Raw genomic sequence first — 16,986 nt, forward strand, 5'->3', positions numbered from 1 at the left:
CACTCACTAATTGACAGAGCCTTAACAGTGCTTATGTTAAAAAGCAACAATCTTTGCGAAAAGAGCGAACAAAAAAGAAAACCCCGACACACCCTTGTGCCAAGGTTTTCTAGTAATCTTATTGTACAGTATAGTGAGATTAGGCATACGTTTACTAGAGATAAAGTATTTATGTAGAAACCTTTCGCCAGATTGCTTTATTTAGGCTTCTTTACCTGTCCAACCACTTACCCTTTACCATGCCTGTTTCGACGTAGCAAATGGACTCCTGAGCGTCCTCAGAGTGATATATCTTGGCAATAACCTTATTCATACTTCCCATGAAGGTTCATTTATAGTAGAAGAGGGTGCCGTTTCAAACGGACCCTCTTCTTTTTCTTACCTCAAACTTTGTTTACCCTGAGCCGTTCTATTCCAAATGACAATAACAACGATGAGTAGGAACACACAAATGCCTACAAATACAACAATCAAAAGAGAGAGGGAAGAAGATGATGAACTTCCTTCTTCGAGGCTCCCTAACTTTGCTGATCCGGATTGACTAAACAGTTTCAGGTTTTCGGCTTTAGCTTTTATCGTATTTGTATCTTTTTCTTCACTTTGAAATATCTTTTCTTTCAATTCATTTAATCCGTTATTTGAATTCCCTTCAAACGTCAGGCTTTTCTGTTCTTCAGGAATTTGTATCTTTTGATTTGTTGATGATTGATCATGGATGAGGTCACTATTCTTTTTGAATTTATTTTTCTGATAGTCGTTCGGGATTAAGTCATTTATGTCAGTATTCGCAAGTATAGGCTGTGAAAACATCATGATCATGCTGACAACCAGAGTCAGTTGAACAAGTACTTTACCCCTCATACGCTTCCGTTCCCTCATCTTTGATTCGATTAGAGCGTTTATCCAATAAAACCTGAGCAACAGTTAATGCAATAACGACTAAGCCTAATACAATGACCGCTTGATTGAATAATGAGTCTGACCCATATTGAATCGACATATAAACGGTGGACATAGGATCCTTGAAATTAAAATTAGGCGTAGTTAATGCAAGTAACGGTGTAACAAACAGGGCGATGATTCCTACCGAAACAAACCATCCTAACAAACGATGTGTGACAAAAGCAACCCGGATTAGTCCTGAACCCGCTAGTAGAAGGAGAATGGTAAAGATCGTCCACTCGACTGAACGGGATTCCACCAATGGATAGATATCTAATCCATACAGACTAATGACAAACCCTACAATTAAATTCAGTAGAAGGAAAATCACTCCTTGAATCCAGAGAGGAGCATTTTGGAAGTAATAACTTGTGTATCCGATAAGCAAGCTGGATAACAAGATAATAAACAAAATAACGACCGGAGGCAGAGCACTTGCTTTCTTCTCTTCCGGAACATCTCCGTTTACATTAAGGGGGTTCGTCAAGAAATCATACACATATCCATTGGATTGTCCGTCAACGAACGCATTCCCCAGTACACTAAACACATCATCACGGATTAATTGAGTGGAAGCTACATTTGTTGCCCACTTATTATTCAGTGTATCCGCATCACTTTGAACATTGGAAACATTCGATTGAAGCTCGTTGGTATAGGATACGATTGTATTTTGGCTTTCACTCACTGTATCCAGGAAGGAATGGATAGACTTGATTTCACTTCCAATTTGTTTCTGGTTCCCCACTAAATCAGGGCCAGCTGCCCCTGATACAGGCATTGGAGCCGTTTGCTCCGGCTGTTGGATTCGATTCAATACGTTTGTTGCTTCTTGATTAATCGCATTCAGGCTCTCTGTAAGCTGTGATTGCTGGTCATCAAGGGTTTGATTGTATTCTGCCGCAAAGACGGTAAATGAGTCTTGAAGTGTGTTGAGAGCGTCCTCTGTATTCGGCAACCCTGTATTTAATTGTTCCCACTCCGCTTGTTCAGTCTGACTTACTTTCAGAATCTCATTTACCTCATTTTTCAGCTCTTCATCCTGAAGTACGGCCGCTTTTACTCCATTCTCCGTTAACATACCGTTAAGAGTCGCTTCATACCGATCCAGGTAAGAGTAATATTGTAGAAGATCCATCAGCTTATAGTTATTAATCCCGCGAGAAAAATAGCCATATAAGGTGTTTCTTCTATTTTCAGATAAAGCGGCTGAGTTCAGGATGGAACTTTCTTTATCCTCGATTTCGGCAACGATATTCGCAATATTGTCTGAGAACATCTCCAATTGGTTTATCAAAGCTTCATTCGTCTCAGTCAATGTCGTTATCTGATCTTTAAGTTCTTGATTTTCAGTTGTAAGGGTTTCAACCTGCTTGGTCAATTCATCGATTTTATCAATCAATGTCTGATTATCTTCAAGAAGTCTTGATACTTCTCCCAATAGTCTATCCACTTCAGCCTGAAGAGGGTTTTCTGAGCTATTATTTTTTCCTTGCAGCTGCGTTCGAACCTGTAGGATACGATCATTGATTGTTTGAATATTCGTCACAGCTTCCGTTATAGCTTCAGGTGTTGGTTCTGTTAAATTAGTGAGTGTTTCTTTCAACGCATCGATTTCTGTTGAAATGGCATTCAGTTCATTTATTTCCGGATTTAAATTCGGAGGAGCAGGTGGTGGGTCGTTTGGCCCCCCCGGTTCGTGCTCACCTTCCTGAGAAGAAATGACGACCTGTTGAGGGTCAGGTTCCTCTCCGTCTTTTTGCGGCCCAGGAATTTCAGGAGGAGCAGGTGGATTGAAGATCTCCCCGTCTCCTTCAGCCAGCTTATTGTTAAGTTCAAAAATACTTCCTTGCAGGTTATTTAACGTCGTAGTGTCTTGTAATTGCTGATAGAAATTCAACACTCTCTCCTGAAAGGAATAGAAGTCTTCTACTTGTCTCCCCACTTCTTCAAACCTGCGCTGCTGTAAATCAGTAAATACCTGTTGATTTGTATCCATATTGCTATTCAACTGAGTCAATCCTGCCGTTAAGGCATCACTTTCTTCCGAGAATAGTGATTTGGTTTTTAAATAGCGCGGCTGCTGATTTTCAGTTGATTCATTGATCATCTGAACGGATTGAGCTTGGATATCGGCAAGTAATTGCTTTTGATTATCCTGATATTCTCTATATTGATTGACATATTCAACAAAACTGGAAAGACTTTGTTCAAAGGATTCCAGCGTATTTTGCTGCTGCGGTGCCCGGCTATCTGCCTGCTGAATCGAGTTTTGCAGATTCGATAGCATCGATGTCTGTTGTTGAATTTGTCCGGCCAGATCTTTTGAGCTGGGTTTGTAGAACGCTAACATCGTTTCCTGGAAAGCCTGCTCTTTCTGTAAAATTTCATCGAATTCAGCACGGATATTTTCCATGTCTGCAGAGACGTAATTCCAATAAAGAGAGGACATCTTATGATTGACCCTTTTTGTAGCCTTTTCAATTTCCAATAGAACCTTTTCCTTGTTTACAGCATTTAGTTGCGATTGGACTTTATAATTCAGATTTGTTTTTTCCGGTCTTTCTTCATCATACGTCATGACTTTATCAGAGAAGTCGGAAGGAATATACACAACGGCATCATATTTAGAACTCTGAAGACCGTTTTCTCCTGCACTTCTTCCTACGACCGTCCACTCAAATGTCGATTGATCTTCAAGTATCGACGTCACGTCTCCCCCAAATGCCAAAGGCTCTCCATCCACTTTTGTTCCTGCGTCTTCATTTACAATGGCAATGGCCTGAGTAGCGTTTTCTTTCACCTTCAGAGGATTTTCACCAACTGAACGGAAGAAAAGAAGGGGAGTGGCAAGAATCATCATGACGGCTAATAAAAGTTTAAATAGGCTTACTTTCTCTGTCATGCGTGTACTTTCCTTTCCGTTACCATAAGTGGTATTTGAATTTTTGTTTCTTTACCGTTTTCTACATAATAACCAAACCCTGGTTGGATTTCGGCTTCTCTTCGATCGTAGCTGAGCGTGAACAAGGTTTGTTCGGATTTCTTCATTAACACTAGAGCTTGTCGAATCTGTTTCATCTCAACTGTTAAAGCATCATATCCCTTAGTTAATTCGCTGTTATTTCCGGAAACAATCATGCAGAAGCCTAAATGGCTATAATTTTTCATACTTTTAACGATTCTGTCTTGAAGCAATGCATCCAGATTCTGCAGGAACCTTCCATATCCATCAACCATGAGGAAGACAGGCGAGAAGGATGGAAGTGAACTTCCCTTTTGTATGGACAGGTTATATTGCTCTTCTCTTAAACTAAATAATTCTTCTACACGGGTAAGCCACATTGTGATATGTTCTTTGTTTTCCATATAGACAACATTTTCTTCTTTCATCAAGTGGGATAATCCCCTGTCGATGGAATCGAATATCGCTATATGTTCACTATCCTGCAATAACGCTGTATTGGCTAAAACCTTCAGTACGTTCGTTTTTCCTTTTTGGGCCTGTCCCAATACCAGACAATGCTTTGTCTTCTTGAAGTTTACATACACGGGCTTAACTAGTTCTTCATCTAAGCCAACCGGTAGCAGTCCTTCTTTTCTTCCTGAATCGGTATACTGGGTAAAGTTGACCATCGTCAACTCTGTCGGCAGCATAGGCACTGGATCTGGTGACATTGATCCCTTATACTTTTCCTTCAATAAATGAATTTCTTCTTTTAGAAGGTTCAACTGCTCATAATCGTCCTTCCCTTCGGTTGGAAGGAATACTTGAGAAAAGAAAGCTGTATCCTTCTTAACAATCGCTCTGCCTGGAATGGCTTCCGGGGTAAAAGGCAATCGTCCAAGCATCGTGTATGCCTCTGAGCTATCCATCAAATAGTGGACGATTTTGGTTTTAAGGTTATTCATTAAAGATTGTCGGACAGAATTAACGCGGGTCGCTGTAAAGTACATGTACACTCCCAATGACTGTCCGTCCCTTGCAAACTGATTAATTTGCGCTTCAAGTTCTTGCATCTCTTCCTTAACCAGATCAAAATTGTCGATGGTTACAAAAAGGAGAGGCAGCTTTTCTTCACTGATGGTGTTATACATCTTTATTGAACTTACTTCTTTCTTTTGGAAAAGTTGTTTTCTGCGAGCTAATTCATCATCCAATATGGAAATGAATTTCTCGATTTTCCTTTCTTCGTCTATCAGGAAGTAGTCTGCAGTATGTGGAAGCTGCTTTAAAGGCAGTAAGCCACCGTTTCCAAAGTCGAGAAGATAATAATGAACTTCCTCAGGTGTAAACTGAGTGGCCATCCCCATCAATAAGGTAATAAGCGTTTGGGTCTTCCCATATCCCGAAGAACCAAAGACACCGACATTCCCGTCCTCAACCACCTCATAATGGTACGGAGTCTGACTCTGTTTCTCAGGTTCATCAATCATAGAAAGTAAGATCTTATTCTCCTCTCTCTGGGCAAATGATGTACGGTACAAACGATTAGCCAGAGGAGGGAGCCATGGACTGGAAAGCTTTATCACATTCATTTGTTTCTGTAACTCTTCAATTCGATCGACAACAGCGTCAATTTCACTGATCAATTCCTTCTGATTGCTTGGATTAGTCGATACTTCCGATAAAGGAATCAACCCCAGATCCGTCACAATCGCCACTTCATCCTCTGATTCAAAGGATTCCTCCTGATAAGGAGCTCCACTCCAGGCTGATTGAAACAGGTCATACACCTCATTATTTCCCACCTGTAAATATCCTCTTCCTGTTACAGTCAACGAGGCTGCATCCCCATTCTTAAGGATTTCACGACTGTCCTCCGTATTCTGAACTTTCAGGGCGACTCGGAAACGGGCATTACTCCATATCTGATTATCAATGACTCCTCCAGGCTTCTGAGTTGCCAGGATAAGATGAACTCCCAGGCTTCGACCGATACGGGCCGCACTTACAAGTTCTTTAATGAATTCTGGCTCTTCACTCTTAAGTTCAGCAAACTCATCTGATATTAAGAATAAATGAGGAAGAGGCTCTTCCGTTTTTCCTTGCTTGTAAAGGCGTGTGTAGTCGTTGATATGATTCACTTCGTAACGATCGAATAGGCGCTGCCTGCGCTTCAACTCACTCTTGATGGAAGCAAGGGCTCTCGTACTGAAATTCTTACTTCCTTCAATATTCGTTATCGTTCCTAATAAATGTGGGATACTCTTAAATGGCTGAGCCATTCCTCCACCCTTGTAGTCAATTAATAAGAAGGCTACTTCGTGAGGATGGAAATGAACCGCTAAAGAAAGAATATACGTTTGTAAAAACTCGCTCTTCCCTGAACCGGTTGTTCCGGCAAGTAGTCCATGGGGTCCATGAGCCTTTTCATGCAAATTCAGCTCGACGATATCTTCCTTTCCTTTCAAACCAACGGGAACAGCTAACGATTTAGCCGATTCTCTGGATAGCCAGTTCTCTTGAATAGGCAGCTGATCAACATCTCTCACTCGAAGCATATCCAGAAAGGAAACACTTGAAGGAATCGAGTTTGTCATACCGATTTGATGATTAAGCGTCTTCAAGGTTCTTGCATACTGCTCATTGCCTTCATGCTTGTATTCATCCATTTCGAATGGAATCTTAACCGCTTTTTTATTCTGAATCAGAATGTCCCCTTGCTTGTCATTGATATAACGGACGAGGGTATGAATATTATCAGACAAGCTCTCCTTCGCTTCTGCAGCGAAAATGACGGACATTTCCAAGTGAGAATACTCACCTTCAAGGTATTGCAGAATCACATGGTCGGAGATCAACTGATGGTTTGTAATGATAAAAACGTAATGTGGTGAAAAACGCACTTTATCTGAGTCCTCTTCGATATCTCTTTCCCGAAGGACCTCGTAAATGGAAGAAAGGATTTGATCCCTGGTTTTCTCGTTATAAATGAATCCTTTAGCAAATGACTGAGGTAATTGAAAGTGTGGCAACCACTTCATCCACTCCCAGTCCTCATACTCTTCCTCATGAAAAATATAGACGAACCTGACATCATGGTAACTATGAAAGAAAGCCAATTGCCCGATTAGCTGGTGAATCTCATTTTTATAGACGGATTCCTTACCGATTAACCCAATGGCCCCTTTATGTAGATCAGCTGTTACAGGTAAGTGATCAATCTCACGATAGACCATCTCTAACTTCTGGGACTCCTCTAATAACTCATCCATTTCACGGTTCGACATATCGGAAGAATTCACTGAAATACTGTAGCTTGCAGGTACTTTCCCACTTCCTAATCTAAACTGAAGAAAGTCCGGGCTTTCAAGGGTCCTTTCCCAAAGGCGATCGGAAAGCTGATCTGTCAGATACTTCATTCTTTCATAAGCAGGAAAGTGGAATTGCAGAACGTCTGCCTGTTTCTCGGCAAGCTCCTGAAGTTCTTTTCTCTTACTCTCTAAATAATGAGTGTAGATACGCTTCCTTCGTTCCTTGGATTTCTTTCTATTGCTCTTATCTTTAAAGAATTGAACGGTGGATGTTACTAAAGTGGTAGTAAACATCACCATTGAGATAATAATGAAAATCCCACGTGGAATCACGAGTGCTACTATGGCCATGACGATTAGCATCATCAATGGGGGAAGAATGATCAACCACAGACTCCGGTTTGTATCGCTCGATTCCTGACTCGGAAAGGACAATTGAACCTTTTCATCAGGAAGGTCATAAATCATTCGTGGCGTTCTCCGATAATTCGGGTATTTCTTCTGCATTTCTGAGGTAGGACGTGTAGATTCCATTAATTCAGTTTGATAGTCATCGATACTATGTATCTCGATTAAATCGTCTTCTAATAGGGTAATAGTTAAAAAAGGAGAAAATAAAATGTCTCCAACCTCAAGCTCATGTTTTCCAGTAACCAGGTGTCCGTTCAGATAAAGAGACGACGCCTCATCGGCATCCATTACCCATGCACCATCGCCGTTTTTATACCAATGGCAGTTTTGAATGGGATCCTTTTTCTTATAATAAATGGTGGCATCGGTTTGTTCAGTAGATATACTGATTTCTTCCTTATGACCGATATAATAGATTTTTGACTTTGTTGAAAATGGCGTGACCATCATCTGTAATTCCTTATCACCTGCAAGAAAGGATTCTGTGCGACCTGGTTCAAGAACCCTCACTTCTTTTCCGTCTTGATAAAGCCTGAAAGCATCGCCGGAATGCTCCACTAGAATGGACTTGGCAGACGGAGGCAACGACAAAATCGTGATCGTATCTTCCAGTCGCGGACCTAAAGTGATTTTTTTATTTTCATCTTCAATCATGATCGACTGATAGTAGTGATCGTGAAATAGCCATAGGGCATACATATGCTCACCCCCAGTTAGTTTGTTAGTCAGGATTCTTTCTTATTATCAGCTTCAGCTGGAGACGTGGAATTCTCTCCATCAGTAGCCTCCGGTTTTTGTTCAGGTGTCTTTTTCTCTTCAGATTGTTGCGGATCATCCGTTGTTTGTGCCGGTTGAGACGGCTGTTCATTTTCCAATGCTTTCATTTCTTCCTCGTATTCAGATATTTCACTTTCAATGTCATCTAATTCCTGCTGTCTTTCCTCGCTATCAAGATCTCCGTCTGCCTTGACTTGCTCACGGTACTTTAAAAGTCCAAACAGAATTAAATCCCGGTCCTCCAAGAACCTGGCTGTTTCCAATGCTTCCTTAGCCTTTCCTCTTCCGATATTGATCCAGTACTCATAATAAAGCGGGTCCGATTGAAGAGAGACGGTGTTACGTACATTCTCTTTTTGGTCTTCCGTTAAGGATTCGTTAATGATATAGGAGAGTGCAAGTTGATATTGAGTGACCTTCGGGATTTCATCGATCTCATAAGGCTGAAGCTCTGTTACCACATCACTATATTTATTAAGGAGAAAACTCTCTTGGGCCGCTACTACCCTTTCCTGCTTTGGAAACATAAAGAAAAAAGAATAAATTGAATAAATAAGTGCTGGTATCAATAGTAATGACACTCCCAGCAGTACATACCGGTTTATCTTCCACTTTTTCTTACTAACAGTCATGAGGAGGGTATCAGACTTTTTGGCTTCTTTAATATAGCGGTTTAACACTTCTCCGACATCTTCAATGCTTTCGGCTTCTAAGATATCTTTAGTCATTGGTGACAATTTTAACGTCTCACTGAATTTAAAGTAATCATCAAACGTATGTTGGCGATCCACAATAGCTGCTACCGTAGCTTTTGTCTGCTTTAACAACAGATCCGCATTTTTTTCATATGGCGGCAGGCTCTCCTTAACACCATAATGGATGAAGTGTGGAGTCAATCCTTGGTCAAACACAATATTGTCCGGGCAAATAATGAGATGCAGGCGCGACAAGGTATGATTTCGTACATTTTGTACCAGTTGATAGGCAGACATCAACCGTTCCTTCTCATTCGCCTTTAATTGGGGATAAAAAGAGAAGGAGTCAGGTATGGTATTCACGATGCATAATTCATCATTTTCCATCGTGATTTCTTTTTGTATGGCCGGGTTAATGTTCTTCAGAAAGTGAATTTCCGCTATTTCGTCCAACTTGATCTTTTCTTTTTGAAAGATCAAAGTCATTCTTTTTTCTTTTCTATGTACAACGGCTTCCAGCTTTTCTTGTAGGTATGATCCACTTTTTTGTGTCATTCCATTGGTCTCCTTTATAAAATTTCAATTCGATCTCCAGAATGAATTCCTGCATCAATCAACCGTGTGTGACCAGGAATCACTTGTCTTCTATTCACAATTCGAATCCAATAGCCTTCTCTAGGTTCAGCTGTAAGCTTCTGTGACTGCCACACAAGTTCAATCAGTTTTTTTACGGTATGATAGTTTGATAACCTGAGATCAAAGCACTTATTATCATATCGCTCTAAATCAATGGTGATTTCAATATACATGTCCGGGTTCACCTCATAAGGAAGGAGCGCCACATAATGATAAGCGCTCCTTCATGTTTAAAATGGATGGGGATATACTTATCCACGAATTTGATTGGCAATTTGAGCATCTGCATCTTCAAGAGACTTAGCAGTGCTAGTCAATTGCATTGAGATGTCTTCAAGCAGCTGCTGCATTTGCAGGAATGAAGGACGCAGTGTTTGATATTGCTCAGCAAACGCACGGCTTGATTCCCCTTCCCACATACCTTCCAATTCTGAAATCATATTATCCAGGCGTGAGATTTGTTCTCCGACCTGGCTGCTTTCGCCAGTGTAACGGTTAGACATACTAATCAATTCAGCTGGGGTAACACGAATAATTCCTGACATGTAATTCCTCTCCCTTAAATGAAATTGTTGGTGGTAATCATCTATATCAAATCAGAGTACCCAAATAAGAAGCAAACCTATGACATTATGTAACTCTTTTCTTGAAGATATGAGAATTTTTCCTGTTTTTTACAAATGTTCACACACTTCCAATATCATACTATTATAAATATCTATATAAACACAATTTTTACAGAAAAAAGAAAACTATATAACTACAGGAATATATTGAATTGGGTCAATTGGTATAAAGTAACTCCTTCTCCATTAGGTCGATAGAACGAAGCAGATTCCGTCACATACCCTTGTCCGTACATGAGTCAACAGTCGTTATGAAAAAGTGATGGAGGTATTCAACATTACGATTATTAGTAATAATTACTTACTATATATCCTAATTTTTACTTTCATAAACCAATTTCTTGCTTTTGAAAATGATATAGACAAGTTCCATAATAACGGTTAACCCGTTTTCACAAGATGTCTAAGTTTTGGCCAGCCTCTGATAGGAGACTTTGTGTTTCTCTCCCGGCTCTTTCATGCTTTCGGCTTCTGGCAAACAATCTCTTTTTCCTATACAATTTATGTAAATAGTAAGATAGCGTGGTGACTTAAATGTTCAAATTATTACTTATCGAAGATGATTCAACCCTTTTTAACGAGATCAAGGATCGGCTTACCCAATGGTCCTATGATGTACATGGAATCACGGATTTCAACAAAGTGATGCAAGAGTTCTCTGAGGTTAAGCCCGATCTCGTGATCATTGATATTCAATTACCTAAGTTTGACGGCTTCCACTGGTGCCGGATGATCCGGTCTCATTCGAATGTGCCGATACTGTTCCTGTCATCCAGGGATCATCCAACTGATATGGTGATGTCCATGCAGCTTGGGGCAGATGACTTCATACAGAAGCCTTTTCACTTCGATGTGCTGGTTGCAAAGGTACAGGCGACTCTTCGAAGGGTGTACAACTACAATACCGACCTGATCAGCTTGAAGACGTGGTGCGGGGCTACCGTGGATTATGAACGCAACACGGTGTCGAATGAGAAGGGTTCCATCGAATTGACTAAAAATGAAATGTTTATTCTGAAACTCCTTATTGAACAGAAGAATAAGATTGTAAGCAGAGATAACTTGATTAACAGCTTGTGGGATGATAAACGTTTTATCAGCGATAACACGTTAACTGTCAATGTGAATCGTCTTCGAAAGCGCCTCGAAGAAATCGGGCTGGGTGGATTTATCGAAACCAAAGTCGGCCAGGGGTATATGGCTTTTGAAGAGGAAACCGTATGATTTTTACATATTTATGGGAAAGAAAAAGCTGGATTCTTTTTTTCTTGACTCTTCAGCTATTATTTATCTTTGTCGCTTATATTGATACAGCGATTCCACTACAGCCAATCCTGTATATGATCTTTTTATCCACTCTATTTTTTATTTGTTTCATTATTGTTCGCTATCACAAGGAAACGAGTTTCTATAGACGTTTAAACGATTGGGATCACAACCTCAATATTACTGGGGTGGGCGTACCTGAAACTCCATTTGAAGAAATTGTTTCGGATGCTCTAAACACACAAGCGAACCTCCTAAGACATGCCGCTTCCAAGAACAAGATGATGTTTGAACAGGAAAAAGATGAACTCCTATCTTGGATTCATGAAGTGAAAACTCCTTTAACTGCCATGCATTTAATGATAGAACGAATGGGAAACGAACCGTTAAAAGCTCCATTAAAGTACGAATGGCTGCGTATCCATCTCCTTTTGGATCAACAATTACATCATAAGCGCATGGCTTTTATGGAAAATGATCTTTATATTGAGAAAACCGATCTCGAAACAGTGATTTTCCAGGAAATTAAAATGTTACAATCCTGGTGCATACAGAAAGGAATTGGATTTGATATTCGATTGGAAACAAAAGAAGTGCTAAGTGATGCCAAGTGGCTTGCCTTTATGATCAGGCAGCTCCTGACCAATGCTGTGAAATATAGCACAAGTGAAGATATAATCATTAAAAGCGGGCAACAGGATGATAATACGACGCTCACGTTTCAGGATTTTGGCAGGGGAATTGACCCAAAGGACTTGCCGAGGATTTTTGACAAAGGATTTACATCTACGACCGATCACAATGATCATGCATCCACAGGCATGGGCTTATATTTAACCAAAAAAGTCTCGGGGCAATTGCTGATTTCCATAAGTGTAGAGTCCAAAAGGGGTGAAGGAACCAAGGTAACCCTCACCTTTCCAAAGAAAAATGATTTCGTCCATCTTACCGGCGTGTGACAATAATGTCACATGCTTTTCTGTTTTGTTCGGATAATAAAAGGAAAAGAATCTTCCTGCTTTTTATAATGAGAGTATCAAATCAAAGGAGTTTTTCACGATGACGATATTAGAAGCAACAAAACTTCATAAAAGCTACGGCAATAAATTCAATAAACAGGAAGTCTTAAAGGGAATCGACCTGTCGATCCAAAAAGGAGAATTCGTCAGTATCATGGGGGCATCGGGTTCGGGGAAAACCACTCTCTTAAACGTCCTTTCCTCCATCGACAAAGTGAGCGAAGGTTCGATTAAAATTGAAAGCAATGAAATGACGATGATGAAAGAGAAGCAGCTCGCCGAGTTCCGAAAGAATCACCTTGGCTTTATCTTTCAGGATTACAACCTGCTCGACACATTGACAGTGAAAGAGAACATTCTTCTGCCTTTATCCATCACCAAGACACCTAAAAAGGAAGCCGATCAGAAATTCAATGATCTTGCTTCGGAGCTTGGGATTCTAGAATTAAAAGATAAGTACCCGAACGAAATTTCAGGCGGACAAAAACAACGTACATCAGCAGCTCGGGCATTCATCCATGAACCAAGCATCATTTTTGCCGACGAGCCAACAGGTGCACTCGACTCAAAGTCAGCCTCTGATCTTTTGAACAAGCTGAGTGAGTTAAATCAAAAGCTGAAAGCCACGATCGTCATGGTCACACATGATCCCGTTGCAGCCAGCTACTGCAGCCGGGTCATCTTTATCAAGGATGGGCAGATCTATACACAATTAACGAAAGGCGAGCAGCAAAGACAGCACTTCTTCAAGGACATCATGAAAACCCAAGGGGTGCTTGGCGGGGTGCAAAATGAACATTAATACGCTCATCTTCAGAAATCTGAAGAAGAACCTCAAGAATTATTATCTTTATGTATTTGCTCTGGTCTTTAGTGTCGCGCTTTATTTTGCCTTTGTCACCCTGCAGTATGATCCATCCATGGATGCAACGAAGGGATCCATTAAAGGCGGCGCAGCTGTTCGTGCCGCTTCCGTACTACTTGTGGCAATCGTCTCGATCTTTCTTTTATATGCCAACACTCTCTTCATTAAGAGAAGAAGTAAAGAAATTGGCCTATTTCAATTAATAGGAATGACAAAAAATAAAATCTTCCGCATTTTGAGCGTGGAGAACTTCATCCTTTATTTCGGGTCATTGATACTCGGCATTTTGATCGGATTCTCCTTCTCAAAATTGATCATCATGATCTTATTCAAAATAACCGGAGTCGAGGCGATTGCCACACTCCACTTCTCAACCCAGGCACTTATCCAGACCATCCTTGTTTTCTGCGCGATCTACCTGCTGATCATGCTGATGAACTTTGTCTTTATTAAAAGGCAAAGCATACTATCACTGTTCAGAGTCCGTTCATCAACGGAAACTAAAGTGAAAAGAATGTCCAAGGTTGAAATCATCCTCGGGATCCTCGGGATGATCCTGATTGCCTCGGGGTACTATGTGTCTTCCAAATTGTTTGGCGGGGACTTCACGACCATGCCTCAGCTGTTTGGAGCCATGCTCTTCATCCTTGGCTCGGTCATTCTCGGTACTTACCTGTTTTATAAGGGATCCGTGAGCTTTATTTTTAACATGATACGAAAGAAGAAAGATGGATATCTGAATATCAATGAAGTTCTGTCCCTTTCATCCATCATGTTCCGGATGAAATCGAACGCTTTATTGCTGACGATCATCACGACGGTATCGGCACTGGCTATAGCATTATTGTCCCTGAGCTATATCGGCTATTATTCGGCTGAAAAAACAGCTCAAAATAATGTTCCGACCGATTTTTCATTTACAAATACACAAGACTTCCAACACTTTAAAGAAGCCCTACTGGATAATGGCATTGAATTCAAGAAGGAAGAAATCGAAGTCATTGAAGTGTTGGTCAACCTGAAAGGCATTACAGACTCTGAATTTGGCGAACTGAACGGTTCATTGGATGCCATGCCGAACTCGGTCATCAGCGAGAAAAACGTTGAAGGCGTCGAAGTAAAAGAAGACGAAACGGTCTTTACAGGCTATAGCGACTTACTTCAAAAGGTCATTCCCTTACATGATTCAGGAATGACGGAGCTGAAAGGAAAAACGGAGGTCACCAAGCTCAAGTACTTGGGAATGCGTGATGACTACCCGATTTCATGGTATTTTACAGCGGGTGGTTCACCTGTCGTGATCGTGGATGACACTGTATTCAAACGCTTGAAGAATGATTTAGATCCTGCAATACAGAGAGAATCCTCCCTTTACATCGGGGTGACGATTGAACAAGAAAAAGATATCTTGAAAGCAAACGACCTCTTTCATGAGTTAAAACTCGACGAAGGATGGGCAAACGACTCACAGTATGATATGAAAGCCGAACAGAAACAAAATATCGGACTCATCATGTTCATCGTCGGGTTCCTGGGTCTCACCTTCCTGATCACATCCGGATGCATCCTGTACTTTAAGCAAATGGACGAAAGTGAAGATGAGAAACCGAACTATACGATTTTAAGAAAACTGGGCTTCACTCAGGGTGACTTATTGAGAGGCATTCAAGCCAAGCAGCTTTTCAGCTTCGGGATCCCACTCCTCACCGGTCTGCTGCACAGTTACTTCGCGGTTCAATCCGGGTGGTTCCTGTTCGGTGCAGAGGTTTGGACTCCGATGATCATCGTGATGGGGTTATATACGGTGTTATACTCGATCTTTGGCATATTATCAGTCCTGTATTATAAAAAAGTGATAAAAGCATCGCTGTAAACGGAAAGAGCCATCCCTTGGTATGATACCGGGATGGCTCTTTTATGTAGTTCAACGTTACTTCCTTTTCTGGCTTTTCATCTTATTCATTTCAAGTTCCGCAGCGTATTCTTCTTGGGATTTCCCTTGTTTGAAGCTTTCAGATTGAATCTTTTTTAGTTTGTTATCGTTTTGATTTGGCATGTCCACACCTCCTGTCTTCACGGTTATTATGGACATGCACGTGAAATTTATTCTTTACTTCCATCTTGATATGTTCATTCATTGAAAGACCCATTTCGCCAGAAGGGGGGATGTTAATTTACTAAATCATTTTCCTTTACTCTATCCAATACCCCAACGATCTCCCTTACTAATTTTTCGCCCGTTGCTTGCTGAGCTTCCAACCACTCAATACCGTCTTTACTCACCATTCTTAACGTCCAATTAAAAGAGGGGGATGATAGGACATGAACACCTTCAATATTCCAATCAAATTTATTTCTGTAGAACATCATTAATCGATTCGTATGAATCTTTCTTTGTATTGATCTATTAAAATGCTTTACTAGTAAACTATCCGAATCTACATTATTATTAATCGCTATCTGGTTCAGGTTGATTAAGGTTTGACGTTCACAGTAGAGTAGATAATCACTTGGGATTATATACAGGGGATCATTTAATCGAACAGATCGATTTTCAATACCCATCAGCATTCGGGGAAGAATAATTTGTTTTATTGTATAGTCGGGGGCTGGGTGATTAATCACCTTATAGCCCAACTCATTCTCTTTCAGGCATTCAATGACCCGATCATCACTAAAATAAAAAACACTTTGTTCCTGATGATCTGTTACGATTTCTGCAACTAAATTGCTTCTTGCCAGTACCCACATGGCTTCGATAAATTGATCCTCGAATTTTAATTCTCCTTGGATATAATCCACCAGCCCCATCTTATTAAGCTTTTTGAACATCTTTTCCCATTCTTTTTCTAATTCATCCTCTTGATAATGAGGAAATGGATTTGTTATTCCTATCAGTACTTTCCCGCCTAACATCTTTACCAGTAAATATAAGTCCTTGCTGGTCACTATCCAATTAGACAATTGTAGTCCCCCTTTATAAACCTATGTCTTAACCGAATTTCCTCGATGTTTTCGGTTTTCCGAAATCAGGATAACTCTTTATAACTTTTTCGTAGTTCTTTTTAATGAAAATAAAGCGATGGATATAAGTTGATAAATAAGCCGTTACAATGGATATGACCGAGTAAGCTGTGATCATAACAATCATATAGGCAGAATCAGTAACCAAATACGACATCAGAAATTGCGCAATAATATATCCAAAACTTGAAGCGGCTATTATTAAAGATACATTAAACTTTGATTCTCCATTTTGAAGTTTAGTATACGTCCCTGAATATAGCATTTTTGCGTTAATAATTTGTATTGAAACCAGTAGAAAAAGCATTAATAGTATCCCTATTACAAAATAACTGCTACCTTCAACACCAACATGCCTATATAAGAACTTCTGAATCACCAGAAAATACACAAACGTATTTACAATTCCAAAACACCAAGATACAAGTAATAAGACTTTTCGAATTTATAAGGGGCAATTATATATA

Annotated in this window: 13 protein-coding genes; 4 read left to right on the plus strand and 9 right to left on the minus strand. The window is 40.3% G+C overall.

Translation table 11 applies throughout. The features are described 5' to 3' along the window. Positions 1-378: 378 nt before the first annotated feature. The 6 genes from essA to AAEM60_RS22730 form a co-directional block, all read right to left on the minus strand. A complete protein-coding gene (gene essA, locus AAEM60_RS22705) occupies positions 379-861 on the minus strand; it encodes a type VII secretion protein EssA (RefSeq protein ID WP_341357205.1) in 483 nt (160 codons plus the stop codon). Beyond that, positions 851-3,847, minus strand: a complete 2,997-nt coding sequence (gene esaA / locus AAEM60_RS22710) for a type VII secretion protein EsaA (protein ID WP_341357206.1) — start codon at positions 3,845-3,847, stop codon at positions 851-853. Before esaA ends, essA begins: the two co-directional genes overlap by 11 nt. Beyond that, on the minus strand, positions 3,844-8,310 hold the full coding sequence (essC, locus tag AAEM60_RS22715; RefSeq protein WP_341357207.1) for a type VII secretion protein EssC: 4,467 nt from the start codon (positions 8,308-8,310) through the stop codon (positions 3,844-3,846). Before essC ends, esaA begins: the two co-directional genes overlap by 4 nt. Before the next feature lie 26 nt (positions 8,311-8,336). Further along, positions 8,337-9,638 (minus strand): type VII secretion protein EssB, encoded by a 1,302-nt coding sequence (essB, locus tag AAEM60_RS22720; RefSeq protein WP_299745398.1) that lies wholly within the window; start codon positions 9,636-9,638, stop codon positions 8,337-8,339. Positions 9,639-9,652: 14 nt separating this feature from the next. Continuing rightward, a complete protein-coding gene (locus tag AAEM60_RS22725; RefSeq protein ID WP_299745401.1) occupies positions 9,653-9,892 on the minus strand; it encodes an EsaB/YukD family protein in 240 nt (79 codons plus the stop codon). 78 nt (positions 9,893-9,970) lie between these two features. Continuing rightward, a complete protein-coding gene (locus AAEM60_RS22730; protein WP_173107938.1) occupies positions 9,971-10,264 on the minus strand; it encodes a WXG100 family type VII secretion target in 294 nt (97 codons plus the stop codon). 615 nt (positions 10,265-10,879) lie between these two features. Between AAEM60_RS22730 and AAEM60_RS22735 the strand changes: the two genes are divergently transcribed. From AAEM60_RS22735 to AAEM60_RS22750, 4 genes are all read left to right on the plus strand, one after another. Next, positions 10,880-11,569: a response regulator transcription factor gene (locus tag AAEM60_RS22735; RefSeq protein WP_299745411.1), complete on the plus strand. Its 690-nt coding sequence runs from the start codon at positions 10,880-10,882 to the stop codon at positions 11,567-11,569. Continuing rightward, entirely contained in the window at positions 11,566-12,570 is a 1,005-nt protein-coding gene (locus AAEM60_RS22740) for a sensor histidine kinase (RefSeq protein ID WP_299745414.1), read from the plus strand. The genes AAEM60_RS22735 and AAEM60_RS22740 overlap by 4 nt, the downstream gene beginning before the upstream one ends. A gap of 100 nt (positions 12,571-12,670) precedes the next feature. Continuing rightward, entirely contained in the window at positions 12,671-13,432 is a 762-nt protein-coding gene (locus tag AAEM60_RS22745) for an ABC transporter ATP-binding protein (protein WP_299745417.1), read from the plus strand. Then, a complete protein-coding gene (locus tag AAEM60_RS22750) occupies positions 13,422-15,368 on the plus strand; it encodes an ABC transporter permease (protein ID WP_341357208.1) in 1,947 nt (648 codons plus the stop codon). The genes AAEM60_RS22745 and AAEM60_RS22750 overlap by 11 nt, the downstream gene beginning before the upstream one ends. Before the next feature lie 57 nt (positions 15,369-15,425). Here the strand turns inward: AAEM60_RS22750 and AAEM60_RS22755 are convergent, their stop codons facing one another. The 3 genes from AAEM60_RS22755 to AAEM60_RS22765 form a co-directional block, all read right to left on the minus strand. Then, positions 15,426-15,551: a hypothetical protein gene (locus AAEM60_RS22755; protein ID WP_258549627.1), complete on the minus strand. Its 126-nt coding sequence runs from the start codon at positions 15,549-15,551 to the stop codon at positions 15,426-15,428. A gap of 113 nt (positions 15,552-15,664) precedes the next feature. Then, positions 15,665-16,459, minus strand: coding sequence for a hypothetical protein (locus tag AAEM60_RS22760; protein ID WP_299745427.1), 795 nt, complete (start codon positions 16,457-16,459; stop codon positions 15,665-15,667). 28 nt (positions 16,460-16,487) lie between these two features. Continuing rightward, positions 16,488-16,826, minus strand: coding sequence for a hypothetical protein (locus AAEM60_RS22765; protein WP_299745430.1), 339 nt, complete (start codon positions 16,824-16,826; stop codon positions 16,488-16,490). Positions 16,827-16,986: the final 160 nt, after the last annotated feature.

Source organism: Rossellomorea sp. y25, from assembly GCF_038049935.1.
Classification (GTDB): Bacteria; Bacillota; Bacilli; order Bacillales; family Bacillaceae_B; genus Rossellomorea.

Bases quoted from the DNA above. Each gene is read 5' to 3' on its own strand.
- essB (WP_299745398.1), bottom strand. From the start codon at position 9,638: ATGACACAAAAAAGTGGATCATACCTACAAGAAAAGCTGGAAGCCGTT.
- AAEM60_RS22745 (WP_299745417.1), top strand. From the start codon at position 12,671: ATGACGATATTAGAAGCAACAAAACTTCATAAAAGCTACGGCAATAAA.
- AAEM60_RS22765 (WP_299745430.1), bottom strand. From the start codon at position 16,826: ATGCTTTTTCTACTGGTTTCAATACAAATTATTAACGCAAAAATGCTA.
- essA (WP_341357205.1), bottom strand. From the start codon at position 861: ATGAGGGGTAAAGTACTTGTTCAACTGACTCTGGTTGTCAGCATGATC.
- essC (WP_341357207.1), bottom strand. From the start codon at position 8,310: ATGTATGCCCTATGGCTATTTCACGATCACTACTATCAGTCGATCATG.
- AAEM60_RS22730 (WP_173107938.1), bottom strand. From the start codon at position 10,264: ATGTCAGGAATTATTCGTGTTACCCCAGCTGAATTGATTAGTATGTCT.
- AAEM60_RS22740 (WP_299745414.1), top strand. From the start codon at position 11,566: ATGATTTTTACATATTTATGGGAAAGAAAAAGCTGGATTCTTTTTTTC.
- AAEM60_RS22755 (WP_258549627.1), bottom strand. From the start codon at position 15,551: ATGCCAAATCAAAACGATAACAAACTAAAAAAGATTCAATCTGAAAGC.
- AAEM60_RS22750 (WP_341357208.1), top strand. From the start codon at position 13,422: ATGAACATTAATACGCTCATCTTCAGAAATCTGAAGAAGAACCTCAAG.
- AAEM60_RS22725 (WP_299745401.1), bottom strand. From the start codon at position 9,892: ATGTATATTGAAATCACCATTGATTTAGAGCGATATGATAATAAGTGC.
- esaA (WP_341357206.1), bottom strand. From the start codon at position 3,847: ATGACAGAGAAAGTAAGCCTATTTAAACTTTTATTAGCCGTCATGATG.
- AAEM60_RS22735 (WP_299745411.1), top strand. From the start codon at position 10,880: ATGTTCAAATTATTACTTATCGAAGATGATTCAACCCTTTTTAACGAG.